The 24,648-nt window shown below is 67.1% G+C and carries 23 protein-coding genes; 9 read left to right on the forward strand and 14 right to left on the reverse strand.

Annotation, left to right across the window (positions count from 1 at the left end; translation table 11 throughout):
- Positions 1-182 precede the first annotated feature (182 nt).
- From Q8L83_RS06025 to Q8L83_RS06035, 3 genes are all read left to right on the forward strand, one after another.
- Positions 183-1,478 carry a M20/M25/M40 family metallo-hydrolase gene (locus tag Q8L83_RS06025; protein WP_305285392.1) on the forward strand — a complete coding sequence of 432 codons (1,296 nt, stop codon included), beginning with the start codon at positions 183-185 and terminating at the stop codon, positions 1,476-1,478.
- A 102-nt stretch (positions 1,479-1,580) separates the two neighbouring features.
- A complete protein-coding gene (locus Q8L83_RS06030) occupies positions 1,581-2,255 on the forward strand; it encodes a hemolysin III family protein (protein WP_305285394.1) in 675 nt (224 codons plus the stop codon).
- A 103-nt stretch (positions 2,256-2,358) separates the two neighbouring features.
- On the forward strand, positions 2,359-3,036 hold the full coding sequence (locus tag Q8L83_RS06035; RefSeq protein WP_305285396.1) for an exopolysaccharide biosynthesis protein: 678 nt from the start codon (positions 2,359-2,361) through the stop codon (positions 3,034-3,036).
- Positions 3,037-3,055: 19 nt separating this feature from the next.
- Here the strand turns inward: Q8L83_RS06035 and cckA are convergent, their stop codons facing one another.
- Complete coding sequence (cckA, locus tag Q8L83_RS06040; RefSeq protein ID WP_305285398.1) at positions 3,056-5,128, reverse strand: cell cycle histidine kinase CckA; 2,073 nt, start codon at positions 5,126-5,128, stop codon at positions 3,056-3,058.
- A 233-nt stretch (positions 5,129-5,361) separates the two neighbouring features.
- Between cckA and yghU the strand changes: the two genes are divergently transcribed.
- Positions 5,362-6,237, forward strand: coding sequence for a glutathione-dependent disulfide-bond oxidoreductase (gene yghU / locus Q8L83_RS06045; RefSeq protein WP_305285400.1), 876 nt, complete (start codon positions 5,362-5,364; stop codon positions 6,235-6,237).
- A 12-nt stretch (positions 6,238-6,249) separates the two neighbouring features.
- On the opposite strand, the gene Q8L83_RS06050 is transcribed toward yghU, so the two are convergent.
- The 4 genes from Q8L83_RS06050 to fliQ form a co-directional block, all read right to left on the reverse strand.
- The gene (locus Q8L83_RS06050; RefSeq protein WP_305285402.1) at positions 6,250-6,708 is read right to left on the reverse strand and encodes a DUF4126 family protein; all 459 of its coding nucleotides are present in this window, start codon (positions 6,706-6,708) and stop codon (positions 6,250-6,252) included.
- An 89-nt stretch (positions 6,709-6,797) separates the two neighbouring features.
- Positions 6,798-7,889, reverse strand: a complete 1,092-nt coding sequence (gene flhB, locus Q8L83_RS06055; RefSeq protein WP_305285405.1) for a flagellar biosynthesis protein FlhB — start codon at positions 7,887-7,889, stop codon at positions 6,798-6,800.
- Between the two features lie 9 nt (positions 7,890-7,898).
- The gene (gene fliR / locus Q8L83_RS06060; RefSeq protein WP_305285407.1) at positions 7,899-8,654 is read right to left on the reverse strand and encodes a flagellar biosynthetic protein FliR; all 756 of its coding nucleotides are present in this window, start codon (positions 8,652-8,654) and stop codon (positions 7,899-7,901) included.
- Positions 8,655-8,661: 7 nt separating this feature from the next.
- Complete coding sequence (fliQ, locus tag Q8L83_RS06065; protein ID WP_304713386.1) at positions 8,662-8,925, reverse strand: flagellar biosynthesis protein FliQ; 264 nt, start codon at positions 8,923-8,925, stop codon at positions 8,662-8,664.
- A gap of 301 nt (positions 8,926-9,226) precedes the next feature.
- Here fliQ and Q8L83_RS06070 point away from each other — a divergent pair, with 301 nt between their 5' ends.
- Complete coding sequence (locus Q8L83_RS06070; RefSeq protein WP_305285412.1) at positions 9,227-12,772, forward strand: hypothetical protein; 3,546 nt, start codon at positions 9,227-9,229, stop codon at positions 12,770-12,772.
- Between the two features lie 176 nt (positions 12,773-12,948).
- On the opposite strand, the gene Q8L83_RS06075 is transcribed toward Q8L83_RS06070, so the two are convergent.
- From Q8L83_RS06075 to Q8L83_RS06095, 5 genes are all read right to left on the reverse strand, one after another.
- Complete coding sequence (locus Q8L83_RS06075) at positions 12,949-13,815, reverse strand: alpha/beta fold hydrolase (protein ID WP_305285414.1); 867 nt, start codon at positions 13,813-13,815, stop codon at positions 12,949-12,951.
- Between the two features lie 82 nt (positions 13,816-13,897).
- Positions 13,898-14,866: a magnesium and cobalt transport protein CorA gene (locus Q8L83_RS06080; RefSeq protein WP_305285416.1), complete on the reverse strand. Its 969-nt coding sequence runs from the start codon at positions 14,864-14,866 to the stop codon at positions 13,898-13,900.
- 6 nt (positions 14,867-14,872) lie between these two features.
- A complete protein-coding gene (locus Q8L83_RS06085; RefSeq protein ID WP_305285418.1) occupies positions 14,873-15,607 on the reverse strand; it encodes an SDR family NAD(P)-dependent oxidoreductase in 735 nt (244 codons plus the stop codon).
- 43 nt (positions 15,608-15,650) lie between these two features.
- On the reverse strand, positions 15,651-16,169 hold the full coding sequence (locus Q8L83_RS06090; RefSeq protein WP_305285420.1) for a hypothetical protein: 519 nt from the start codon (positions 16,167-16,169) through the stop codon (positions 15,651-15,653).
- 134 nt (positions 16,170-16,303) lie between these two features.
- Entirely contained in the window at positions 16,304-18,598 is a 2,295-nt protein-coding gene (locus tag Q8L83_RS06095) for an FdhF/YdeP family oxidoreductase (protein WP_305285422.1), read from the reverse strand.
- Between the two features lie 95 nt (positions 18,599-18,693).
- Between Q8L83_RS06095 and fdhD the strand changes: the two genes are divergently transcribed.
- Genes fdhD through Q8L83_RS06110 form a run of 3 tightly spaced genes read left to right on the forward strand, consistent with a single transcriptional unit; the run spans position 18,694 to position 19,956 of the window.
- On the forward strand, positions 18,694-19,554 hold the full coding sequence (fdhD, locus tag Q8L83_RS06100; protein WP_305285424.1) for a formate dehydrogenase accessory sulfurtransferase FdhD: 861 nt from the start codon (positions 18,694-18,696) through the stop codon (positions 19,552-19,554).
- Positions 19,555-19,610: 56 nt separating this feature from the next.
- Positions 19,611-19,742: a hypothetical protein gene (locus Q8L83_RS06105; RefSeq protein ID WP_305285426.1), complete on the forward strand. Its 132-nt coding sequence runs from the start codon at positions 19,611-19,613 to the stop codon at positions 19,740-19,742.
- A 7-nt stretch (positions 19,743-19,749) separates the two neighbouring features.
- Positions 19,750-19,956 (forward strand): hypothetical protein, encoded by a 207-nt coding sequence (locus Q8L83_RS06110; RefSeq protein ID WP_305285428.1) that lies wholly within the window; start codon positions 19,750-19,752, stop codon positions 19,954-19,956.
- 20 nt (positions 19,957-19,976) lie between these two features.
- Here the strand turns inward: Q8L83_RS06110 and Q8L83_RS06115 are convergent, their stop codons facing one another.
- Together Q8L83_RS06115 and Q8L83_RS06120 are read right to left on the reverse strand one after the other, a co-directional pair.
- Complete coding sequence (locus Q8L83_RS06115) at positions 19,977-21,530, reverse strand: ABC transporter permease/substrate-binding protein (RefSeq protein WP_305285430.1); 1,554 nt, start codon at positions 21,528-21,530, stop codon at positions 19,977-19,979.
- Positions 21,527-22,297: an ABC transporter ATP-binding protein gene (locus Q8L83_RS06120; RefSeq protein ID WP_305285431.1), complete on the reverse strand. Its 771-nt coding sequence runs from the start codon at positions 22,295-22,297 to the stop codon at positions 21,527-21,529. Before Q8L83_RS06120 ends, Q8L83_RS06115 begins: the two co-directional genes overlap by 4 nt.
- Positions 22,298-22,423: 126 nt before the next feature.
- Between Q8L83_RS06120 and Q8L83_RS06125 the strand changes: the two genes are divergently transcribed.
- Positions 22,424-23,917 carry an amidohydrolase family protein gene (locus Q8L83_RS06125; RefSeq protein ID WP_305285432.1) on the forward strand — a complete coding sequence of 498 codons (1,494 nt, stop codon included), beginning with the start codon at positions 22,424-22,426 and terminating at the stop codon, positions 23,915-23,917.
- Here the strand turns inward: Q8L83_RS06125 and fliE are convergent.
- Both fliE and flgC read right to left on the reverse strand, forming a co-directional pair.
- The gene (fliE, locus tag Q8L83_RS06130) at positions 23,898-24,203 is read right to left on the reverse strand and encodes a flagellar hook-basal body complex protein FliE (protein ID WP_305285433.1); all 306 of its coding nucleotides are present in this window, start codon (positions 24,201-24,203) and stop codon (positions 23,898-23,900) included. The genes Q8L83_RS06125 and fliE overlap by 20 nt on opposite strands.
- A gap of 16 nt (positions 24,204-24,219) precedes the next feature.
- Entirely contained in the window at positions 24,220-24,639 is a 420-nt protein-coding gene (flgC, locus tag Q8L83_RS06135; protein WP_305285434.1) for a flagellar basal body rod protein FlgC, read from the reverse strand.
- Positions 24,640-24,648 lie beyond the last annotated feature (9 nt).

Raw genomic sequence — 24,648 nt, forward strand, 5'->3', positions numbered from 1 at the left:
CCCTAGACAGGCGCCCGACGCGCGAAGTCGCGAACCTAGACTCGCCTGCGCGGATTTGACCAGAGGTGACGCATCGGCGAGCCTTCGATGGCCCGTGCGGCGAAACGCCTGTGCGCAGGAGAAGCGATCAGCGCATCATGGCGCCTGACTCACAGCCACATGTCTTCAGAGAGAGCCTTCGGATGCCCCTTCGAGACCGCCTCGCTCCCGTCCTCGCCGGTGTGTCGGCCGCCTGTCTTCTGACCCTGGGCGGCGGCGCGCTGGCCCAGGAGACCCCGGTCGGCGCCATCGCCCGGACGGCGGCCTTCAACGAGGCCAAGGCCCAGCTGGCCAGGGATTTCGACCAGACGGTGGCCGACATCATCACCCTGACGGAAATCCCGGCGCCCCCCTTCCAGGAGGCCGAGCGGGCCAAGGCCTATCTGGCGATGCTCCAGGCCCATGGTCTCACCGAAACGACCACCGATGCGGAGGGCAATGTGATGGGCCTGCGGCGGGGCTCCGGCCCGGCCGGCGGGCCGGTGATCGTGGTCTCGGCCCATCTGGATACGGTTTTTCCCGCTGACACGGATGTGAAGGTTCGCCGGGAAGGCACGCGGTTGATGGCGCCCGGCGTCGGCGACGACACCCGGTCCCTGGCCGTCCTGCTGGCCTATATCCGCGCCATGGACGCCGCAAACATCGTGACCGAAAAGGACATCCTGTTCGTCGGCACCGTCGGCGAAGAAGGCCCGGGCGACCTGCGTGGCGTGCGCCATCTGTTCACCGAGGGGGCCTATAAGGACCGGGTCAGCGCCTTCTTCTCCTTCGACGGCTCCGATCCCTCGCGGGTGGTGACCGGGGCGGTGGGCTCCAAGCGTTACCGCGCCATCTTCCGCGGCCCGGGCGGCCATTCCTATGGCGCGTTCGGTCTGGTCAATCCCATGGCCGCCATGGCCATGGCGACGGCGGGGCTCTATCAGATCGAGGTTCCGCAAACCCCGCGCACGACCTATTCGGCCAGCGTCACCGGCGGCGGCGTGTCGGTGAACTCCATCCCGGCCGAGGTCTTTACCGAGTACGACATGCGCTCCGAGAGCCCCGAGGAGCTCGCGAAACTGGAGACCCAGCTCCTGGCGATCTTCGATCAGGCGGTTGCGGCGGAAAATGCGGCCCGCTCGGTGGCCGAGGGCGAAATCACGGTCGAGCCCCTGGTCATCGGCGACCGGCCGGCGGGCGGGACCGATCCCGACAGCCTGCTGGTCCGCAGCGTGGTGGCGGCCATCGAAATCCAGGGCTTCGCGCCGCAGCTGTCCGCCTCCTCGACGGACTCCAATGTCCCCATGAGCCTGGGCGTGCCGGCCATCACCATGGGCTCCGGGGGCTCCGGCGGGCGGGCTCACGCTCTCGACGAATGGATCGATGTCGAGCCGGTGGAAAGCGTCCGCGGCATGACCGTCGGCCTGCTGGCCATACTGGCGGTCGCTGGCGTCCAGTGAGGCGCCAGGGTCGCAATGGCGACAAACCCGGCTGCTAAGGTTCGCGCGCGGTAGCCGGCCAGGGGCGCTGCGGCGTACAAGCAGGGTTGAAGGAAGAGTATCGTGACCAGCCAGACGCCCAAGCCGCCGCGCCACTATCCGACTCCGTCGGCCAAGTGCGCCGACCTGTGCGTGCACATCATCGGCCTGACCGCGGCCCTGATCGGCGGCGGCGTCCTGATCGGCCTGTCGATCTGGCGGGGATCACCGATCCTGACCACGGCGGTGGTCATCTATTCCGCCGGGCTGTTGCTGATGCTGGGCTGTTCGACGGCCTACAACTTCGCCCCTCACCGCCATCGGCCGCTCCTGCGGCGGCTCGACCACGCCGGCATCTTCATCATGATCGCCGGCTCCTACACCCCGTTCACCGTGGCGGGCCTCAGCGGCGTCTGGGCTGTCGCCATGACGGCGGCGATCTGGGGCGTGGCGGCGCTCGGCGTCGCGGGCAAGCTGTTCCTGAGCGGCCTGGATCGCAAACTCTGGGTCATCATCTACCTGGCCCTGGGCTGGGCCGTGGTGGTGGCCCTGGGGCCGCTGATGGCCGCCCTGCCCCCGTCGTCCCTCCTGCTGCTTGCGATCGGCGGGATCGTCTACAGCGTCGGCGTCATCTTCTACATGATGCGCAAGCTGCCCTTCCGCCGGGCCATCTGGCACGGACATGTGGTCGGCGGAGCCGGGGTCCACTACGCCGCCGTGCTGGTGGGCGTCGTCTTCGGACAACAAGCGGCCGGCTAGGCCCTTCGGTCCATCGGGCCAGCGTGGACCCCGCGCCACAAATCGCAGCTTTTCGAGCCTCGCCCCTCGCATGGGGGGTGCAATTTCCCGCCAGGGCGTCCATTTGAACGCCACGCCTCACCCCCAGCCCGCAGGTCCGACCGTGGTCGACGCCGTCCACCGCTTTTCCGATATTCTCGCCGGCCTTGCCGCACGCAAGGAGGCGAAGGTGACGGTGGCCGACGTGCTGGACGCCTTCGGCGATCGGGCCTTCGGCGCCCTCTTGGCGGTGTTTGCAGCGCCCCTGGCCCTGCCCATGCCCCCCGGGGTGTCGGCCATCCTCGGCGCGCCGCTGATCTTCATCGCCTTCCAGCTGATGATCGGCCGACCGACCCTGTGGTTGCCCAAGGCCCTGATGAACCGCTCCATGCGGCGGGCGGAATTCCAGACCATGGCCGTGCGGCTGGCCCCGCACCTGCAGCGGCTTGAGCGTCATCTGCGCCCGCGCTGGCGTTTCCTCTATGGTCGGGTCGCCGACCGGCTGATCGGCGCGGTCTGCGTCACCCTGGCGGTGATCGTCTTCCTGCCCATCCCGTTCGGCAACATGCTGCCCTCCTTCGCCATCGCCGCCTTCGGCTTCGGCCTGCTGGAACGAGACGGGGTGGCGGGCCTGGTGGGCGCAGTCGCAGCTGCGGCCAGCGTGATCATCCTGGCCCTGATCTGGAACGCCCTGCTGCTGGCCGCCGTGACCTTCATCGGCGCCCTGGGCGACTCGTTCGAGCGGGTGGTCGGGCTGTTCTGAGCAGGCGGGCTTCTGGCCGTCACGCCGCCTTGTTCAGTTCCTGCTTCACCCGCTCGGCCAGGGTCTTGATGTCGATCGGCTTGGGCAGGAACGAGATATTGTCCTCCCCTTCCAGCAGATTCGAGAACTCCGCCTCGGCATAGCCGGAGATAAACATCACCGGCGCGCCCGCCAGGTACTGCCGCGCCTGCTTCAGCAGATCAGGCCCCTGCATGCCGGGCATCACCACGTCCGAGATCATCAGGTCGATCTCGCCGGCGTGCAGTTCGGCAAGCTCCAGGGCTTCCTCGCCCGAGGCGGCCTCGATCACCTCATAGCCTCGGGCGCGCAGCAGCCGGGCGGCCACGCCGCGCACCGCGTCCTCGTCCTCAACGAACAGGATGCGGCCGGCGCCGGACAGGTCGCGGGCGACGGTCTTCGGCTTGATCAGCGGGGTCGGCGCCGCCACGCCAGCCGGCGGCGCATAGACCGGCAGGAAGATGCGGAAGGCCGAACCTTGCCCCGGTTTTGACGCCACCGCGATCCAGCCGTCGGACTGCTTGACGATGCCATAGACGGTGGCCAGACCCAGGCCCGTGCCCTCGCCCACCGGCTTGGTGGTGAAGAAGGGGTCGAAGATCTTGTCCAGCACCTCCGGCGCGATGCCGGGACCATCGTCGGACACCTCGATCATCGCCTGGTCGCCCTGGGCGCCGGCATAGCCGAGCGCGGCGGCCTCGGATTCCGAAACCCGGGCCGTGCGGATGCGCACCGTGGTGCCGCCATAGGCGCGCACGGCGTCGCGGGCGTTGACCGCCAGGTTCATGACCGCGGTCTCGAGCTGACCCCGGTCGACGCGCACATGGGGCAGATCGCGGCCGTATTCGGTGTCGACGGTGACGTCCTCGCTCAGGACCCGGCGCAGCAGCACCTCGAACTCGCTGATCAGTTCGCCCAGCTCCAGGATCTCCCGCTGGACCGTCTGCTTGCGGGAGAAGGCCAGCAGCTTGCGCACCAGGTCGGCGGCGCGGTTGGAGGTCTGGCGGATCTCGTTCAGCCCCTCATAGGAGGGATCGCCGACCGGATGGCGGGCCGCCAGACTGTCGAGCTGCATCAGGATGGCGGTGAGCAGGTTGTTGAAGTCGTGGGCCACGCCGCCGGCCAGTTGGCCGATGGCCTGCATCTTCTGGCTCTGGGCCAGCTGCAGCTCCATCTGCTTCTGGTCCGAGACGTCCACCAGATAGGCGACCCAGCGCCCACCGGTGCGCGACAGATAGAGGTGGGCGATCTTGCTCGGGTCCCGCGACAGGCGGACCTCAAGGGCCCCTTCGGCGCCCTGCGCCATCCGCTGGGCGGCGTCCTGGCGCGAGGCGGCCTCGATCAGGTCGCCGAAGGCCTGGCCGCGCGAATAGGGGCCGGCCATGCCGGCGAGCGCCGGATTGGCCTCGACGATGACGGCGTTGAAGGGGTCTTCGCCCTCCAGCAAGGCCGCGCCGAACGGCGAGGCGGCGGCGAAGGCGTCCAGCACCTTGGGCGGCGGGGCCTTGGCGCCGGCCGCGGCCGTCAGCACCTCGAGGGCGCCGGCCGGCAGGGCGAGCGGCTCGGGCGCGGCGGGGCGCAGGCGGACCAGGAACCGGCGGGTCCCGACCGGCGAGATGTCGGCGGCATGATCGACGCCCGCAGCCCGCAGGGTGGCGTGGGCGGTCTCGCCGCGCCGCGCGGCGCCCAGGGCCGAGAACAGGCTGGCGGCCGAAGCTCCGCCCTTGGGCAGGCGCGGACCGTCGCCCAGCACGCCGCGCCAGGCGCCGTTGCTGGCGTGGATGCGGCCATCGGCGCCGGCCAGCGCCGCGGGTTCGGCCAGGGCCTCCACCAGGCGCTCAGCCCCGGGCTCGGCGTCGGCGGCGGGCTCCAGGGTCGAGCGCAGGACGAAGAGGCCGAGGCACGCCACGCCCGCCAGGCCGACGAGCAGCAGCAGCCCGGCCAGGGTGGCGGGTCCGGCGTTGATCGCTGGCGCGGCGGCGAAGGCCACGGCCATCAGGAAAAACACCACCGCCACCGCGGTGAGCGGATCAAACCGGCGGGCCGGCGCGGGGCTCTGCGGGGTCTCTGCCATGGCGGACCTGCGGCTTGCCTTGGGGCGTGGGACCAGGCGTCCCACCGAATCATCGAGCATCATACTCCACAAGGTCACCTGAGACCCTTACGAGACCTTTCTGTGGCAGGAAGGTTTCCGCACGGGCCTGAGAAAGTTCGTCCCGCCGAGGGCTCGCCAAAGCCGGCCTTCGCCACCACATTGCAGCGGAGGCGCCGACCAAGGCGCAGAGGCGAACACTCCGGGAGACGACCATGACCGAGACCACCGACTACACCCCGCCCCAGGTCTGGACCTGGAACAAGGGCAGCGGCGGCCGGTTCGCCAATATCAACCGGCCCATCGCCGGCCCGACCCACGACAAGGACCTGCCCGTCGGCCGCCACCCGATGCAGCTCTATTCCCTGGGCACGCCCAACGGCCAGAAGGTGACCATCATGCTCGAAGAGCTGCTGGCGCTTGGCCATGCCGGCGCCGAGTACGACGCCTGGCTGATCAATATCGGCCAGGGCGACCAGTTCAGCTCGGGCTTCGTTTCGGCCAATCCCAATTCCAAGATCCCGGCCCTGGTGGACCGCAGCGGGCCCGAGCCGATCCGGGTCTTCGAGTCCGGCGCGATCCTGATCCACCTGGCCGAGAAGTTCGGCGCCTTCCTGCCTACCGATCCGGCGGCGCGGGCCGAATGCCTGTCCTGGCTGTTCTGGCAGGTGGGCAGCGCGCCCTATCTGGGCGGCGGGCTGGGCCACTTCTACGCCTATGCGCCGATCAAGATCGAATACGCCATCGACCGGTTCGCCATGGAGGTGAAGCGCCAGATGGACGTGCTGGACCGCCGCCTGGCCGAGAGCGAGTATCTGGGCGGCGCCGACTACACCATCGCCGACATGGCCGTCTGGCCCTGGTACGGCGGCATGGCCAAGGGCATGCTCTATGGCGCCGGCGAGTTCCTGCAGGTCCAAGAGTACAAGAACGTCATCCGCTGGGCCGACCAGCTGGGCGAGCGGCCGGCGGTCAAGCGCGGGCGCATGGTCAACAAGACCTCGGGCGAGCCGTCCTCCCAGCTGCATGAGCGGCACGAGGCCAGCGACTTCGACACCAAGACCCAGGACAAGGTCGCCCCGAAGGCCTGAACCGCCAGTCGGTCAGCGGCGGCCGCCCTTGGCGCCGCTGACCAGCCACTGGGACGCGGCCAGCACCACGGCGTCCTCGACGACGCCGGTGCGGCCCTGGCCATAGCGGCGCATGGCGCGGACCCGCAGCTTGAAGGTCCAGTAGGAGGCGGCCACCGCCGCGCCTGCGGCCAGGACGGCGGCGACGTTGCGCTGCTCGCGCGGGGCCAGGGCCGCCCCGGCCAGGGCGCCGGTGACGATGCGCGCGGCGATGCCGGGGATGACGATCCGGTCGGGGGCGAAGGGCAGCTTGTCCCCCATGGCCTCGGCCACAGCCAGGGCCGACAGGCCCGTGGAGACGGCCGGGTGGCCCAGCAGGGCCATGGGCCCGCTTTCCTCCAGTTCGCCGCGGGCGACGGCGGCGCTGGCCACGGCCAGGGGCGCCATGGAGCGCATGCCGGCCACCAGGCCTATCAGGATGGATCGGATCACGGCGTCATCTCCCTGTGGTGTTCAGGGAGCCGAACGGTCAGGCGCGCGCTCGGTTCAGCCGCCGCAGCCAGGAAAGATCAGCACCGAGCCTAGCGCATCGGCCGGGCGCGCGCGGTGGACGGCGCCTTGGCCCCCAGGATGAAGCCGATGATCTTGGCCACGGCCTCGAAGTGGGCCGGCGGAATGGCCTCGTCGATCTCCACGGCGGCGTAGAGGGCGCGAGCCAGCGGCGGATCCTCGATCACCGGCACGCCGGCCTCTTCGGCCGCCGCACGGATGCGCAGGGCCACCGCATCCAGGCCCTTGGCCACGCATTCCGGCGCGCCGGCGGTTCCGGCCTCGTACTTCAGGGCCACCGCATAGTGGGTGGGGTTCATGACCACGACGGTGGCGGTGGGCACCGCCGCCATCATCCGGCGCCTGGCCTTTTCGTGGCGCATCTGGCGCAGCTTGGCCTTGATCAGCGGGTCGCCGTCGGTCTGCTTGTACTCCTCCTTCACCTCCTCGCGGCTCATGCGCATCTTCTTCATGAAGCGCTGCTTCTGCCAGATCCAGTCGACGCCGGTGATCACCAGCATCAGGGCGATGACGGCGAAGATCAGCTTGCGCAGGATCTCGGCGCTGAACGGCAGCATGGCGGCGGGGTCCAGCGCCGACAGGGTGCGAAACTCGTGGAAGTGGGGCTTGAGCACCAGATAGGCCACGCCGGCCACCGCCAGGATCTTGGAGATCGACTTGACGAACTGGGCCAGGCCGTCGGGGCCGAAGATCCGCTGGAAGCCCGACAGGGGCGAGACCTTCTTGAAGTCCGGCTTCAGCTTGTCGGGCGTGAACAGCAGGCCGTGCTGCACCAGATTGCCCGCCATGCCGCCCAGGGCCGCGGTCAGCAGGACGGCGCCCAGCACAGGCGCCGCGGCCATGATGGCGATGCGCGCCACATTGACGCCGGCCGCCCCCTCCAGCGGGATCTGCTCGGGATGGGCGATGAAGGGCAGCAGGGCGAAGGTCATGGTCTTGGCCAGCCAGCCGCCGAGGATGGCCAGGGTCCCGGCCGCGAAGGTCAGCGCGGCCAGGGGCGCCAGGTCCTGGGTCTTGGCCACGTCCCCCTTTTCGCGGGACTGTTCGAGCTTTCGCGGGGTCGCCTCTTCTGTTTTCGAGGCGGCGTCGTTGTTCTCAGCCATGGATCACGCTCACAGGAACAACGCGATCAGTTCGCGGTAGCGCTCCACCCAGACCATGCCGAGCACGCCGAGGCTAAGCGCAAAGATCGACAGCGCGCTCAGCACCAGCAGCGGCGTGGCCACGAAGAAGATCTGAAAGGCCGGCATCACACGGCCCACCAGGCCGGCGGCCACATTGAAGATCAGCGAAAACACCACCACCGGCGCGGCCAGCTGCAGCCCCAGCGAAAACGACTGCGCCGCCGTCTGCACCGCCAGCTGGGCCGCATCCCCCACCGGAACCCCGCCCCCGAACGGAAACACCCGGTAGGACGAGACGATGGCCGCCAGGAACATGTGGTGCAGGTCGGTGGCCATGATCAGCGTCACCCCCATCACCGTCAGGAAGGTCGACAGCGAGGTGGACGGCTGAGCCTGGCCGGGATTGGCGGTCTGGGAAAAGGCGAGCGTCGACTGGATCGACACGATCTCGCCGGCGATGCCCAGCGCCGCCAGCATCATGCGCAGCACCAGGCCGATCATCAGGCCGATCAGGATCTCGCGGAAGATGTCGGCGAACATGGCGCCGTTGGTGGCCGGCACCGCCCCCACCTGCCCCCCCAGCACCGGAAACAGCATCAGGGCGAACAGGACGGCGAAGGCCAGCCGGATGCGGACCGGCACCGAGCCGTCGCCGACGCCGGGCATCAGCATCAGCAGGGCGCCCAGGCGCGCAAAGATCAGGCCGGCGGCATAGACCTGGGGGGCCGAGGCATAGGCTTCCATGCCGCCCCTACATCGCCGCGATGCGGGCGGCGATCTGGTTCATGAAGTTGGACATCAGCGCCCCCATCAGCGGCAGGAACAGCAGCAGCGAGATGAAGATGGCGACGATCTTGGGCGCGTAGACGAGCGTCGCCTCCTGGATCTGGGTGAGCGCCTGCATCAGGCCGATGGCCACCCCCACGACCAGGCCCACGATCAGCACCGGCGCCGACAGCTGGATGGTCAGCCAGATGGCGTCACGGCCAACATCCAAAACCTCGGCGCCATTCATCGCGCGCCCTTTCGACAAGCGTGGGGAACTGCGCGGGAAGATGCGGCGAACGTGGTTAACGAAGGGCTACTTCATTGGCAGACGATGGTCTGCCACGGGCTCATTGCGGCGGTTGGGGATGTCCGCTCCCGGGCACGCACTGGAACCTAAGCCAATGTGGCTCCATCGGGCTCATCGGCGACGTTGATAAGACCCGCTGTAGGGTGACGGTCGAGCACGTGCTAGTCCGAGCGCAATGAAATCATGCCTCACATCCGTCCTACGCTGGACCAGCGGACAATTGGGTCGAGCAGCGACCTTCTTGGACAAGCTTACGCATCCCACCAGTCCCAAGCCGAACTTCATCGACCTCGCCCCGACGGACGAGGCCGACAAGGAGGGCGTCTACGCCGGTGCCCTCAACTACGCCATGAACAACGAGAGAGTGTTCAACATAGCGCTCACGGGTCCGTATGGATCGGGCAAGAGCAGCATCATCAAGTCGTTTCTGAAGCGATACGAGCGACCGGCGCTGAACATATCGCTGGCCGCCTTCGTACCAGGGGTCGATGCCGCGAGTAAGGAGGTCCATCGTCAAGAAATCGAAAGAAGCATCCTGCAGCAGATGCTATATGGAGCTGACGCGAACAGGCTCCCTCTATCTCGCTTCAAGCGGATTCGGTCGCCCGGCTTCTGGTCGGTCTTCAAGACCTTCTTCATCCTGATCGGCGTAGCCGCCACGGTTTACGTGTTCCTCAACCGCCGAGCCGTAATCTCCGGCTCCTTCCTTAGCCCCCTGGCGGTAAGCAACTGGCTTCATCTGGGGAGCATCGCAATGGTGGGTCTCTTCATGTGGCTGATGATTCACCACTTCTACGTCGCAAGCTTCGGCCTGTCATTGAAGAGTATATCTTTAAGGGACATCGAGATAAAGCCCGCTTCGGATACAGGGGAATCCATACTAAATCGTCATCTCGACGAGATTATCTACTTCTTTCAATCCACAGACTATGAGCTGGTGGTCGTCGAGGATCTCGACCGCTTCAACGACGCGGACATCTTCGTCACGCTCCGGGAAATCAATAGCCTTGTGAACGCCAATGCCGGCGTAAAGCGGCAGATCAGATTCCTGTACGCCTTGAGGGATGATATGTTCGTCAACACAGACAGGACCAAGTTCTTCGAATTCATCATCCCTGTCATCCCCATCATCAACGCGTCGAACTCGATCGACATGGTGTTGAGTCAAGGCAAGCGCCTGGAGCTGATTGAGCGTCTAGACCAACAGTTTCTGCGTGAGGTCTCGAGATACCTTAGCGATCTTCGGCTGATCACGAACATATTCAACGAATACGCGATATATGTGGCGAACCTCGAAGCCGACGACCAGAACCTACTCGACGCGAACAAGTTGCTCGCCGTACTGATATACAAGAACGTCTACCCGAAGGACTTCGAGGATCTCCACCGCGGAGAGGGCAATCTGGCGAAGATTCTCGCTCGCCATGATGAGTTTGTCGCGCAGGGCGAGGCCGCCCACAGGTCGGAGATCGCCGCCCTAGAGCAAAGGACAGCCGCGGCTGAGCGGCAGATCCCCGCCGACGTGCGGGAGCTGAACCAAATCTACGCTATGGCGCTCATCGAGCAGCTCCCGGACCACGTCGGCCAGATCAATGTCGAGGGGCAGCCTTGGATTTCTCTCCGGCAGCTGCCCGAACAGGACCCCTTCGAACCGTGGATCAGCGCTGGGCGGGTGAACTGCCGGATACAGCAATCCTACAACCAGCCGGTCCCGCTGTCAGGCATTGAGGACAAGGTCGATCCCGAGCGAACCTATTCGCAACGCAGGGATGAGATCCTCGAAAAATCAGTTGCGAGAAAGCTTGAGAACCAGCGTCAGATAGCAGAGCTTAGGGCGGCTATCTCGAAGCTTCGGACAATGAAGTTCAATGAAATTTTCCGCGTCAGTCCGGAAAACATCGAAAATATGTTCGAGGGCACAGGGGAAAACGTCGAGCTAGCGCGCTTCCTCATCATTGAAGGCTATCTTGACGACACTTATTATCAATATACGTCGTTGTTTCATTCGGGTCGCCTATCGCCACACGACAACAAGTTCCTTATCCAGATACGCGCGTTCATCACGCCCGATCCCGACTTCCAGATCGACAATGCCAAGGAAGTCATCGACGCTATGCGCGAGACGGATTTTGGGCAGGGCTATGTCCTCAACGTTAGTCTGGTCGATTGCTTGCTGAGCGATCAGGGCCTCTACTCCGATCAGATCACAAAGCTTCTTGGGCTCATTTCGACAGAATTCGACAGGTGCGAAGACTTCCTTGAAGCCTATTATGCGCGCGGAAAGAAAACACCGGTGTTGCTCACGAGGCTCACAGCATTCTGGGAAAGGTTCATAACGGCGGCGCTCTCGAGCCCGCGCGGCATGTCCCATGCCACCCGGCTCGTTGCGGGCCTGTCCGAAGAGGCGCTCCGAGCCCAAGCCACGGGAAACGACCTTCCCGCGTTCGTGTCGGAACGCCTGCCGGAAATCCTAGCGCATGTGCCGGAACTACCGCCCCAGCGCCTCCAGCTGTTGGACTTCGAGGTAAAGAGCCTGTCTGCTATTGGCGATCACCCCTCCATCGCGCGAGCAATGGTCGAAGACAGCCTATTCGAGCTGTCAGTCGAGAACATAGAGTACATCTATCTGCATATTCTGGGCGGCTCGGACCTCGAAGCTCTGCAAACGAGAAACTACACCACACTCAGATCAATGGGCAGCGATATTCTGGAAGGCAGGATCGAACGCAACTTCGATGCATACCTAGATGAAGTCCTTCTGAAACTCGAGGGCAATTCCTGCGAGGACATCTCGTGCATACTAGCGATCTTGCGACGCGACGATGTCAACCATGAAAGCTTGCGTGAATTCGTTGGGCGGCAGTCAGTGCTTGTACCCGACCTGAGCGAAGTTCCCGAAAAGCTGCATGCGATGTTGTTCGAGCTACGCAGGATTAGTCCGAGTTGGGAGAACTGCCTCGCATTCCTGAGAGGTAATGGATTTGATGACGAGCACTTGATTTCCTATCTGGACAGCGCCGGGGTGAGAGCAGTCCTGCTCGAGAAGCCTATCCCAGCCGATTCGGCTTCGCGACCGCTGCGGGAGTTTCTCGTCAATGCCGCTGCTCTCTCCGATCCCGCCTATGCCGATTACGTCGAAGCGCTCCCGCTGCCGTTCAAGCAGTTTCCCGCATCTGTAGAGGCTTCAAAGCGAAGAATTCTGATAAATCGGCGGAAGATCACCCTTAACAAGGAGAGCTTCGACGATCTCGCCGGCGACAGGGAGTTGCAGGCGCTATTCGTTACGAAGAACATTGATTCCTATCTAGAAAATCCGGAAATATTCGCGCTCGACGACGACTTTCTCGAGAACGTACTCCAGGCGGAGATCACTGATGAGCAAAAGGCATCGGTGATAGGGCTTATGGACCTAGGTGCGGTCGCCAATCTTCCGGAACGGGCCGCCCTCCTCGGCCCAATCATGGATCGCATCAACACCGACCTGTCAAAATTGAATGCCGACGTGGCAAAAAGCCTAATCGCGCATTCAGGACCAGTCTCGACGCGTATCTCGATACTGAACAAGGTCAGCGCTGCCCTGACGAACGACGATGTCCGCCAGGCCCTTGCCGACCTTCCGCCGCCCTATTCCGAAATAAGAACCGGAAACTATACAGTTCGATTGGACAAAAATTCGGAAAACATGGATCTGCTCGGTTGGTTAGACTCGAGGAAAATCATATCTTCGTGGAAGGTGGACAAGGGCTTCTTCTCCGAATACCTGCGCGTCTATCTCTACAGGCGCTGAAACGACGCGCGGAACGGCAGATTCCATGTCGCAGCGGTGGAAGTAGCTGCCTCGTTGCAATTTGAATGAGCCTCCGAAGTTGACAAGAGGGTTGCAATGGGTCGGCTCCGGCCGTTCGATCGGCCTAGCCAAGGTCTTCTTTTTGGAGCAGTCCCGGAGTCCGCTCCTGGCCCCCCCTACTCCGCCAAGAACCCCTCCACCTCCGCCATGAACGCCTCCAGCTGGTCGTGATGGACCCAATGCCCCGCGCCTTCGAAATTGACCAGGCGGGCGTTCTGGAAGTGTTTGATGCGGCCATCGGCCTCCGGGTCTGAGGCCCAGGATTCTTCGCCGCGCATCAGCAGGACCGGGCAGGTGATCTGGCTCCACAGGTAGTGCTGGTCGGCGTGGGACAGGCCGCCCAGGCCCCAGCGGGAATGGTTGTCGAACTTCCAGCTATAGGTGCCGTCCTCGTTCTGCAGGGCGCCGTGCAGGGTCAGGTGGCGGGCCTGTTCGGCCGACAGGTGGGGGTTTTCCTCGGCCATGCGAGCGACGGCGTCGTCCAGGCTGGCATAGCGGCGCGGGCTGCGACCGGAGTTCTTGCGGCGGTCCTCGACCCAGTCGCGCAGGCGCTGGTCCACGGTGCGTTTGGCCTGCTCGGCCATCACCGCCGGCGACGGGCCCAGGCCCTCGATGGCGATGATCTTCTTCACCTGGTCAGGATAGGCGCCGCAGTAATTGAGCGCGATGCCCGCCCCCATGGAGTGGGAGATGATGGTCACCGGCCCCATGGCCTTCTGGTGCACGATCTGGGCGATGTCGTAGATGTAGGAGGCCATGTCATAGCCGCCGCCGACCGACCAGGCGCTGTCGCCATGGCCGCGCAGGTCGGGCGCGATGATGTGGTAGCGGTCGCGCAGGCGCTGGGCCACCCAGTCCCAGTTGCGGCAATGGTCGCGGCCGCCGTGCACCAGCAGCAGGGGCTCTGCCCCCTCATTGCCCCAGTCCACATAGTGCAGGCGCAGGCGCTGGGAGAAGTAGAAGTGGGAGGTGGGGCCTTGCATGGCGCTCTCTTTCGCTGGGGTCGTCGGATTAGGCCTTAGCACCGGGACGGCGGCCGGCTCCACCCGCCAGATGCGCTGCGCCCTAAAGCCACTTGGAGCGCTTGAAGCCCACATAGAGGCCTGTGCACGCCGCGGCGATGACGGCGAGCACGGCGGGGTAGCCGTAGCGCCAGTGCAGCTCGGGCAGATAGTCGAAGTTCATTCCATAGATGCCGGCGATGGCCGTCGGCACGGCCAGGATGGCGGCCCAGGCGGCCAGCCTGCGGGTGATCACCCCCTGGCGCTGCTGCTCCAGCAGGTTGGAGACTTCGAACACCGAGGTGAGCGTCTCGCGCAGGGCGCCGACGCGGGAGTTCACCCGCCGCACATGGTCGCGGATGTCGCGGAAATAGGGCCGCACCTCGGGGTCGATGCAGGGAAACTCCAGCCGCTCCAGCCGGCTGGCCACCTCCTCCATCGGCCCCAGGATGCGCTCGAAGCGCAGCAGCTCACGGCGCAGCTGGAACAGGGCGCGGATCTCGGCCCGGCTCAGGAAGGTGTCCAGCGCCCGCTGCTCCATGGCCAGCACCGCCTCTTCGGCCTGATCGACGATGGGGGTGTAGCCATCGACCACGAAGTCGAGGATGGCGTGCAGCACATAGTCGGGCCCGTGGCGGAGCAGGACGGGCGAGGCCTCCAGGTGGGCGCGCAGGTTCACATGCCCCCGGGCCGAGCCGTGGCGGACGGTGATGATGTGGCCCGCGCCCAGGAAGATGTGGGTCTCGCCATAGGCGATCACCTGGCCCTCGTCGATCTGGGCGGTGCGGGCGACGACGAACAGCTCCTCCCCATAGGTCTCGACCTTGGGCAGCTGGTGGGCCGAGAGCGCATCCTCCACCGCCAGCGGGTGCAGGTGGAAGCGGGCCTGCAGGGCGCGCAGCTCGGCCTCGTCGGGCTCCAAGAGGCCGATCCAGACGAACTCGCCAGGGCCGAGCGCCAGGCCGTCGGCGCTCAGCGAGGCCTCACGCACGCGGGCGCCGTCCTTGTAGACATAGGCCGCGACGATGCTCATCGGGCGCTACCGGACAAAGCTGGCGCCGTTCACGTCCAGCACCGCGCCGGTCATGGAGGCCGGCGCATCCAGGGCCAGATAGGTCGCGATGCTGGCCACCTCGTCCGGCTGGGCCACCCGGCCGAGCGGGATGTCGGCCAGTAGCCTGTCCCCGCCCCGGCTGGCCAGATAGTCCTCCGCCATGCCGGTCATCACATAGCCGGGGCAGATGGCGAAGGCGGCGATCCCTTGACCGGCATAGCCACGGGCGATGGACTTGGTCATGGCCACCATGCCGGCCTTGGGGGCCGCATAGTGCCAGTGGGCCGGCGAATCCCCGCGATAGGCCGCCCGGCTGGCCACATTGACGATCCGGCCGCGAAGGCCTCCGGCGTCCGGCTCGCGGTCCTTGGCGTGCAGCACCATGCGACGGCAGAGATCGGCGCTGGCCTGCAGGTTGATCTGCAGCGTGCGGGACCAGCTGGCCTGCCAGGCCTCGTCCGGCGCATCCACGGGAATGGCCTCGAACACGCCGGCATTGTTGATCAGCACGTCGATCCGGCCGTCCAGCACCTCGAGCGCCGCCGCCCACAGCCGGTCGCCGGCCCCGGCCTCACCGAGATCGGCGGCCAGGATTCCGGGGGCTGCCGTCGTGCCGTGGCCCAGCACCTGGGCGCCGCGGGCGCTCAGGGCCTGGACGACGGCTGCGCCGATGCCGCGGGTGGCGCCGGTGACGAGGATGTGGGGCGGGGACTCAGGCATGGGCCGAAGCTAGCCGCGAGACCCCGCCCCGGCCATAGCGGCGTTAGCGCGCGTCGCGGCGGGCCTGGGCCACGGCGCCGGCCTTGCGCTGACGGCCCCGCTCCATGGGCCGCATCAGATCCTCGCGGCGCTGGCTGACAGCCTTGCGCATCCCCTGGTGGGCGTGACGGCTGTTGGGGGCGGCGGAGTCCTTGGCCTCGCGCTTCATCTGCAGGGCGCGCTGGGCGTTCTGCGTCATCTCCACCCGGGCGGCCATCTTGCGGCGACGCTCGGCCTCGCCATTGGCCCGGCGCAGGGCCATGGCCAGCACCGCCAGCTTGGCCTTGGAGCCGTCGTCCTTGGCCGAGGCCGACGCGCCCCGGGGCTCGCCCTTGCCGCGCATCTCGCGCCGACGCTGATGGGCCATGTCGCGGGCCTTGTTGCGCCGCTCGCGCACCAGACGGATCAGGTCGCGCAGGTCCTCGTCCGAGGTTTCCTGGATCTCAGGATGATGGGTGCGATCGACCAGTTCCTGTTCGTCGCCGCTCAGGGCGCGGGCTTCTTCCTTGCGTGTGATCGCCATGGGTCTCTTCCGTTCTGCGCGGGCCAGGGCCCGCAGGTACAGTCGCCAGATTGCGACGACCGGCCGCCACCGAGTTTGAGAAACGCAAAGGCCAAGCTTAGGCTCCCGCCCGCCTCGCCTAATCGGCCGTCCGGCTAAGCCACGATCCGCACCGGAATGCCCTTCACCGCGGGCGTCAGGGCCTGTTTGGAATGGTGGGCCACCGGCGCCAGCACGTTGCACTCCGGATAATAGGCGCCCAGGCAGCCGGGCGGAATGTCATAGGCCGTCACCCGCAGGCCGCCCTTGCGCCGGTCGATCCCGTCGTCGCTATCGGTGACCAGGGTCACCACCTGGCCCTCGGTGAGGGACAGCCGCGCCATGTCCGCGGCGTTGATCAGCACCACGTCCCGCGTCCCCTGGATCCCGCGGAAGCGGTCGTCATAGCCATAAACCGTGGTGTTGAACTGGTCGTTGGACCGCAGGGTCATCAGCCGGAAGAGGTCGGCCTGATCGGCGAAGCCCACCGCCGAAAGGCTGGACGGCACGATGAACTTCGCCCGGCCGCCCTCCATGCCGCTGAAGTCCCGCTCCCGCGCCGGATGGCCCCGGTGGAAGCCGCCCGGCTGGCGGAAGCGGCCGTTGAAGTCGGCGAACTTGTCCGGATAGGTGACCTCGATGGCGTCTCTGACCTTCCCGTAATCGGCGGTCCAGGCGTCCCAGTCCACATTGGGGTTGGGCGTCAGCAGGGCCTTGGCGATCCCGGCCACGATGGCCGGCTCGGACCTCAGGTGGGGGCTGGCCGGCGGATGCGTGCCGTCCGAAGCGTGGATGCAGCTGGTGGAATCCTCCATCGAGACGGTCTGCGGACCTGTCGCCTGCACGTCTTCTTCGATCCGGCTCAGGCAGGGCAGCAGATAGGCGACCCTGCCGTTCACCAGATGGCTGCGATTGAGCTTGGTGGCGATCTGGACGGTGAGGTCGAGCCCCGTCCAGGCCGCCTCCACCCGCGGGCTGTCGGGCACGGCGCGCAGGAAGTTGCCGCCCAGGCCGACGAAGGCCCGCACGGTGCCATCCATGACGCCCTCGCACACCTCCACTGTAGTCATGCCCTTTTCCCGCGGCGGCTCGAAGCCATACTGCTCGGCGAGCTTGTCCAGCGGGGCCAGCTCGGGCTTCTCGGTGATCCCCACCGTCCGCTGGCCTTGGACGTTGGAATGGCCGCGCACCGGGCAGAGGCCTGCGCCCGGCCGCCCCACATTGCCCCGCAGCAGCATAAGGTTGCAGACCATGTTGACGTTCTCGACGCCGAGCCGCTGCTGGGTCAGGCCCATGCCATAGACGCCGATGGCCGCCGAGCTTTCGGCATAGGCCCGCGCCGCGCCCGCCAGAGCGGCGAGCGACAGCCCCGACTCCCGCTCGATATCGGCCCAGTCGGCTTGGCGGCAGAAGTCGGCGAAGGCATCGAAACCCTGGGTGTACTGGCCGATGAAGTCGTGATCCAGCAGGGCCGGATTGCCCGCTGCGCGCGCCATGTCATCGGCCTCGATCAGCCATTTGCAGAGGCCGGTGATGGCCGCGAGATCGCCGCCGGTCTTCACCTGATGGTACTGCGCGCTGATCTCGGTGACGTCGGGCGTCAGCATCTGGAACGGTGACTGCGGGTTGCGGAACGCCTCCAGGCCTCGCTCGCGCAAAGGATTGAAGGTGACGATGGTCGCCCCGCGCCGCACCGCCTTCTGCAGGTCGTGCAGCATCCGGGGGCTGTTGGAGCCGACGTTCTGGCCGAAAAAGAAGAAGAAGTCGGTCTTGTCGAAGTCGTCCAGGATCACCGTGCCCACCGGGGCGCCGATGCTCTGGGTCAGCCCCACCGACGTGGATTCGTGGCACATGTTGGAGCTGTCGGGCAGGTTCTGGCTGCCGTACATGCGCGCCATCAGGGCGTACATGTAGGACGTCTCCAGCGACGCCCGGCCCGAGGCGTAGAAGACCGCCGAGGTGGGCTCCAGGCGTTTCAGCTCGGCGCCGATGGCGTCGAACGCGTCTTGCCAGTCGCAGGGCACATAGCGGTCGGTGGCCGCATCATACCGCAGGGGCTCTGTCAGCCGGCCGGCCTGCTCGAGATCATAATCGGTCCAGTCCCGGAGCTCGGTCACGGTATGGCGGGCAAAGAAGGCAAGGGTGGCCCGGCGCGGCGTCAGGTCCCAGATGGTCGCCTTGGCCCCGTTCTCGCAGAACTCCGCCGGGTGCGGCTTGGCGGGCTTGGCCCAGGCGCAGCTGACGCACATGAAGCCGTCGGGCTTGTTCTGCCGCATCAGCTGGCGAACCGGCAGGTCGCCCTCCGCCCCGATCACCTTGGCCATGCCGACCATGGAGCCCCAGCCGCCGGCCGGACCCTTGTAGGGATCGATCTTCACCTGGCCAAAGGTGCGGGGCTTGGAACGGGTCATGGGGTCTCCGCGTACAGCAGGGGTTGGGATGCTAACGGCGCAGTCGCCATCGGGTTCGCCTGTGCGGCGCCCCCGCCCCTTGGGGAGAGTTCACAATGTTGCGCAGTCCAGACTTGCCGGACGTCTCAGACGCCGTGCGCACAAGTTCCCTGCGCTTCCGGGGCGAGGCCAGCGCCCTCACCCCGCGCGAAGTGCCCGAAGAGACCGCCGTGGCCATCGTTCACGACGCCTCCACGACGGCGGTCATGATGGCCACGCCGTCAGATCTTACGGACTTTGGCCTGGGCTTCAGCCTCACCGAAGGGATCATCGCCGACCCCTCCGACGTGCGCGACATGGAGGTGATCGCCGCCGAGGACGGGATCGAGGTTCGGATGTGGCTCAAGCCCCGCAGTTCGGCGGCGGCGGCGGCGCGGCGGCGGCGCCAAGCTGGCCCTACCGGCTGCGGCCTCTGCGGCGTCGACAGCCTCGCCCAGGCTCTGCGCGCGCCGCCCATGGTGGCCAGCGGCCTGACCCTGTCTCCCCAGGACATCCACGCCGCGCTGGAGGCGCTGCCCCAACTCCAGAGCCTCGGCGACCTGACGCGAGCCGTGCACGCCGCAGGCTGGTGGAGCCCCGCGGGCGGCTACCTCGCCGTGCGCGAAGATGTCGGCCGTCACAATGCGCTGGACAAGCTCGCCGGCGCCCTGGCCATGGCCCCCACGCAGGCCCCGCCGGGCGCCGTGGTGCTGACCAGCCGGGTCTCTGTCGAAATGGTGCAGAAGGCCGCGGTCATCGGCGCCCAGGCGATCATCGCCGTCTCGGCCCCGACCGCCCTGGCCATCCGCACGGCCAAGGCGGCGGGCATGACCCTGATCGGCGTGGCGCGCCGGGACGGGTTCGAGGTGTTCACCGGCCAGGAGCGTCTGGCCGCAGGTGCGCACTTGGTTTCCGACAAGGCCGCCTCCTCGTGCTAGGATGAAGGCCAGCGTCTGCGGACCCACCGCAGCCCAGGCCCGAAAGGCCGCCTTCCATGAAAATCTACGAGTCGCGCCTGCAGGCGCCAGCGCGCCGGGATCTGACCGATCCCCGCTCTACCGGCCCGGTCAATACGCCACAGCAGGCCCCCCGGGTCCTGCTGAACGACCGCCGCAGCACGCGCTGATCCGCCCATGAGTGATCTGACCGAGGGCCAACTTCACGCGCTCAGGAACCTCAGCCGCAAGAAGGCGGGCGGCGACGTGCCCTTTGTGAATATCAGCGACGCCCAGGTCCTGGAGGAACTGGGTCTTGCGGTCCGCAGCCGCCAGGGCTGGGACATTACGCCCGAGGGCGCGCGCCTGCTGGCGCCGCCGCCGAGCTCCGACAACCAGCGCTGAATTTCGACGTTCAGGCGCGATCAGTCGAGGCCCAGCTTGCGGGTCAAGGCCCGGGCGGCCTCGACGGGACGCAGCTTGTCGGCGTCGCGGTCGACGCTGTAGTTGGCGTCGCGCATCTCCTCCACCGGAATGCTCCCGATCATCGGCCGCAGGGCCGCCAACAGCCGGGCGTCGTTCACCCTGTCTGGCGCGATCAGCACCACGGCGTCATAGGGCGGCAGGGCCTGGCGAGGGTCGGCCAGGGTGACCAGATTGTCGGCGGCGATGCGGCCATCGCTGGAGAAGGCCGAGATCACGTCCACATCCCCTGACGTGACGGCCCGGAACATGAAGGTGGGCTGGTAGGAGCGGCGCGCCCGGAAGTCGAAGCCATAGGCCTCATTGATCGCCGTCCACTCGGGCCTTGCGAAGAATTCCAGGTCGCCGCCCATGGTCAGGCTGGCCGAGCGCCGCGCCAGATCATCCAGGCTTTCGATCCCCAGTTCGGCGGCGCGATCCTGGCGCATGGCCAGCGCATAGGCGTTCTCGAAGCCCAGCGAACCCAGCACCAGGACGCCGTCCCGCTCGGCGAGTTCCTTCGTCAGTTCCTCCAGCACCGCCTCGCGCCCGGGATTGTCTTCCCGGTTCAGGACATTGGCCCAGAGCGTGCCGGAATAGTCGACATAGACGTCGATCTCGCCCGAGGCCAAGGCGCGGTAGGCGATGGCGGAACCCAGGTCCTCCTTCATCCGCGCCTCACCGCCCAGGTCCTCGATCCGCTCGGCGATCATCTCGGCCAGGATGTACTGCTCGGAAAAGTTCTTGGCGCCGACCACATAGCTGGCGGGCTTGCCGAAACTGATCAGCGGCGTCAGGGCGACGATCACGCCGATCAGAATGCCCGCCGCGCCGATCGCCGCGCGCCTGACGTCCCGCTTGGCGGCGCCGGCCTCGATCAGCCCCAGCAGCTGGTCGGTGACCATGGCCAGCAGGGCTGAGGCTGCGCAGCCGAACAACACCAGCACCCAGTTCTCGGTCTGCAGGCCTGAGAAAATGTAGTTGCCCAGGCTGGTCTGACCGACCGGCGTCGAGAGCGTGGCCGCCCCGATGGTCCAGACCGCCGCGGTCCGCACCCCGGCCATGATGACCGGCGCCGCCAGGGGCAGCTCCACCTGGAACAGCCGCTGGCGAGGCGTCATGCCAACGCCCTCGGCCGCCTGGATGATGGCCGGACTTACCGAGAGGATGCCGGTGGTCCCATTCCGCACAATGGGCAGCATCGAATAGAGGGTGAGCGCCAGGAGGGCCGGCAGGAAGCCGAGCGCGGAGAAGCCGTGACCGATCAGGTCCTCGCTCGCCGCGGAGATCACCAGCAGCAGCGGGAAGAAGAGCGCCAGCAGGGCGAGGCTGGGAATGGTCTGGATCAGGCTGGCGCCGGCCAGCACCGGCCAGCGGATATGGCGGTTGCGGCTGGCGGCCACGGCCAGCGGCAGGCTGATCAACAGGCCAAGCCCCAGCGCCGAGGCGCTGAGCAGGACGTGCCAGGCGAGATATTCCGGCAGGCGGGCGAAGGCCGCCTCGACCTGCGAGCTCATGCGGTTTCTCCCAGGCGGGCGCGAAGCCGCTCGGCCTGCCGGCGCGGGGCGGCCAGCAGGGCGGCGACCTCGGGCTCGGTCGAGGCCGCGAGCGCCTGCGGCGTCCCGTCGGCGATCAGGCGGCCCTGCGCCACCACCACGATGCGGTCGGCCAGCAGCAGCGCCTCGGTCATGTCGTGCGTGACCATGACCGTGGCCAGGTTCAGGCGCTCATGCAGGGCGCGATAGTCCTCGCCCAGCGCGTCGCGGGTCAGCGGATCAAGCGCCCCGAAGGGCTCGTCCATCAGGACGATGTGCGGCTCCGCCGCCAGGGCGCGGGCCACGCCGACCCGCTGCTGCTGCCCGCCTGACAGGGCGGCGGGGAACCGGCTCCCCATCTCCCGCGGCAGGGCCACCAGATCGAGCAGTTCGGCGGCCCGGGCGGCGCGACGGGCCTTGTCCCAGCCCAGCAGCTTGGGCGTGATGGCGATATTCTCGGCCACCGTCAGGTGGGGGAAGAGGCCGACTTCCTGAAAGACGTAGCCGATGCGCCGGCGCAAAATGTGCGGCGCCAGAGCCCCGACCGCCTCGCCCTCGATCCGCACCTCGCCGGCGTCCGGCGCGATCAGGCCGTTGATGGTTTTGAGCAGGGTGGTCTTGCCCGAGCCAGAAGCGCCCACCAGGGCGACAAACTCTCCGGCCTCAACCGTGAGGCTCGCCTCGGACAGGGCGACATGCGCGCCATAGGTCTTGGTGACGCGCGCCAGCGCGATGCGGGGTTCAGCCATGCGCCAGACCTAACACGCTCACCGTCCTTGGGCTCCCCCGACGACGCCGGGCTTCACCGGCATGTGTCCCACAAGCCGCCGCTCAGAGGCTAGGCTCGACCGACCGCATAGTGAGGGATGACGCCGTTGGGCTTTCTCAGTGACGACGACAAGGCGGGGCTCGAGCCGGCGGAGGCCGCCTCGCCGCGCACGCCGATCCCGGTCCAGATGGTCGCCAGCGATGAATATGCGCCCCAGGCCCAGACGCCCCGCCAGCGCGAGGTGCAGGCGCGGCTGATGGAGATGGGGGCCGATCTCTCCCGCCATCAGGGCCTGAGCCGCCGCCGCTTCTTCCAGACCTCGGCTGGCATGGCGGCCGCCTTCGTGGCGCTGAACGACGTCTATGGACCGGTCTTCTCCGCCAGCCGGGCCGAGGCCGCGACGCCCGACATGGCCCAGGCGCGATCCGACGCCCTGCGCGGCCAGTTCATCATGGACATGCACACCCACTTCCTGCGGGACGACACCCGGCTGACTGGATTTGTGCGGATGCGCGAAGCCGTGGGCCGCCAGGGCTGGAACCCGGACCTTTCGGGCAAGCCTCAGTCCCTCGAGGACCTGAAGTTCGACAACTACATCAAGGAGGTCTTCCTCGACAGCGACACCAAGGCCGCCCTGATCTCCAGCGCGCCCTCGGACATTCCTGAAGACTGGTTCCTGACCAACAGCCAGATGGCCAAGGCCCGCGAGCGGGTGAACGCCGAGGCGGGCGGCCGGCGCCTGTTCACCCACGCCATCTTCACGCCGGGCGCGCCGGGATGGCTGGATGACCTGGACGCGGCCCTGGAACTGCGCCCGGACTCCCTCAAGGGCTACACGGTCGGCGACAACACCCACAAGGCCACCAGCCGCTATCCCTGGCGGATGGACGACGAGGCCGTGGCCTACAAGGGCTATGAGAAGATGGCCGCGGCGGGGTCCAAGATCGTCTGCGTCCACAAGGGACTGTTCTCGACCGAGGTCGAGGCGCAGTTCCCGCACCTGGCGCCCTTCGCCGACGTGCGCGACGTGGGCAAGGCGGCCAAGGACTGGCCCGACCTCACCTTCGTCATCTACCACTCGGCCTATCGCCTGGGGGACCCGGCCAAGGCCCTGGCCCAGTTCGAACAGACCGGCCGCCTGGACTGGGTGAGCGACTTGGCGGAAATCCCGGAAAAATACGGCGTGGACAACGTCTATGCCGACCTTGGCCAGGTCTTCGCCCAGACCATGGTCGCCGAGCCGCGGGTGTGCGCCGCCCTGATGGGGATTCTGATCCGCGGCCTGGGCACCGACCACGTGTGCTGGGGGACCGACGCCGTCTGGACCGGCTCGCCCCAGTGGCAGATCGAAGGCCTGCGCCGGCTGGAGATTCCTGAGGACATGCGACGCGCCCACGGCTTCGCCGAGCTGGGCGCCGCCGATGGGCCGGTGAAGACCGCCGTCTTCGGCGGCAACAACGCCCGGCTCTATGGGGTGGGGCAGGACGAGGTCGCAGCCCTGGCCGGCGACGGCCTGGCGCAGCGCAAGAGCGCCTATCTGGCGGCCGGCGGCAGGCCAAGCCTCAGGCGCTATGGCTATGTCAGATCGGCATCCGCATGATTTCCTGATAGGCGGAAATCACCTGATCGCGGACAGCCATCACGGTTTCCAGGCTCGCCTCGGCGGCGGAGATGGCGGTGACCACGTCGACCAGCTGGGCCTTGCCCTGGACGTGGGCGGCCATCTGGGTCTCGGCGGTGCGCGAGGTCTGCACGCTCTCTTCCATGACGTTCTTCAGCATGGCGCCGAAGTCGGTCCCGCCGGTCGCTGCGCCTCCGCCCACGGAGGGGAGCGCGGCGCCTTGGGTGGCGGCATAGGCCTTGGCGGCGGCGAGCGGGGTCATCATGGCCTAGCGTCCGTCCTTAGCGCTTGAGCAGATCGAGGACGCGCATCTCCATGGCGCGCGCGGTCTCGATCACATTGAGGTTGGCCTCGTAGGCCCGCTGGGCCTCGCGCATGTCCATCGCCTCCACCAGGGTGTTGACGTTGGGCAGCTTCACATAGCCCGCGGCGTCGGCCGAAGGGTGGCCCGGCTCGTACTCGGTGCGGAATGCGCTGGGATCGGCCTGGACCTTGGCCATCCGCACCCCCTGGCCGGCATCGATGCGGCTGGGCTCGAACACGGGCACCTGCCGGCGATAGGGATCGCCGCCGGCCTCGCGGGAGGTGGAGTTGGCGTTGGCCAGGTTCTCGGCGATGACCCGCATCCGCGCCTGATGCGCCCGCAGCGCTGTCGCGGCGATCGCCTGGGCCGCGCCCTGGGTGGTTTTGATCTCAGCCATGATCGGTCA

Source organism: Phenylobacterium sp., from assembly GCF_030680185.1.
Lineage (GTDB): Bacteria > Pseudomonadota > Alphaproteobacteria > Caulobacterales > Caulobacteraceae > Phenylobacterium.

Bases quoted from the DNA above. Each gene is read 5' to 3' on its own strand.
- fliE (WP_305285433.1), bottom strand. From the start codon at position 24,203: ATGATGACCCCGCTCGCCGCCGCCAAGGCCTATGCCGCCACCCAAGGC.
- Q8L83_RS06080 (WP_305285416.1), bottom strand. From the start codon at position 14,866: ATGAGCATCGTCGCGGCCTATGTCTACAAGGACGGCGCCCGCGTGCGT.
- flhB (WP_305285405.1), bottom strand. From the start codon at position 7,889: ATGGCTGAGAACAACGACGCCGCCTCGAAAACAGAAGAGGCGACCCCG.
- fliR (WP_305285407.1), bottom strand. From the start codon at position 8,654: ATGGAAGCCTATGCCTCGGCCCCCCAGGTCTATGCCGCCGGCCTGATC.
- Q8L83_RS06025 (WP_305285392.1), top strand. From the start codon at position 183: ATGCCCCTTCGAGACCGCCTCGCTCCCGTCCTCGCCGGTGTGTCGGCC.
- fliQ (WP_304713386.1), bottom strand. From the start codon at position 8,925: ATGAATGGCGCCGAGGTTTTGGATGTTGGCCGTGACGCCATCTGGCTG.
- Q8L83_RS06090 (WP_305285420.1), bottom strand. From the start codon at position 16,169: ATGGCGATCACACGCAAGGAAGAAGCCCGCGCCCTGAGCGGCGACGAA.
- Q8L83_RS06110 (WP_305285428.1), top strand. From the start codon at position 19,750: ATGAGTGATCTGACCGAGGGCCAACTTCACGCGCTCAGGAACCTCAGC.
- Q8L83_RS06075 (WP_305285414.1), bottom strand. From the start codon at position 13,815: ATGCAAGGCCCCACCTCCCACTTCTACTTCTCCCAGCGCCTGCGCCTG.
- fdhD (WP_305285424.1), top strand. From the start codon at position 18,694: ATGTTGCGCAGTCCAGACTTGCCGGACGTCTCAGACGCCGTGCGCACA.
- flgC (WP_305285434.1), bottom strand. From the start codon at position 24,639: ATGGCTGAGATCAAAACCACCCAGGGCGCGGCCCAGGCGATCGCCGCG.
- Q8L83_RS06085 (WP_305285418.1), bottom strand. From the start codon at position 15,607: ATGCCTGAGTCCCCGCCCCACATCCTCGTCACCGGCGCCACCCGCGGC.
- Q8L83_RS06115 (WP_305285430.1), bottom strand. From the start codon at position 21,530: ATGAGCTCGCAGGTCGAGGCGGCCTTCGCCCGCCTGCCGGAATATCTC.
- Q8L83_RS06095 (WP_305285422.1), bottom strand. From the start codon at position 18,598: ATGACCCGTTCCAAGCCCCGCACCTTTGGCCAGGTGAAGATCGATCCC.
- yghU (WP_305285400.1), top strand. From the start codon at position 5,362: ATGACCGAGACCACCGACTACACCCCGCCCCAGGTCTGGACCTGGAAC.
- Q8L83_RS06120 (WP_305285431.1), bottom strand. From the start codon at position 22,297: ATGGCTGAACCCCGCATCGCGCTGGCGCGCGTCACCAAGACCTATGGC.
- cckA (WP_305285398.1), bottom strand. From the start codon at position 5,128: ATGGCAGAGACCCCGCAGAGCCCCGCGCCGGCCCGCCGGTTTGATCCG.
- Q8L83_RS06105 (WP_305285426.1), top strand. From the start codon at position 19,611: ATGAAAATCTACGAGTCGCGCCTGCAGGCGCCAGCGCGCCGGGATCTG.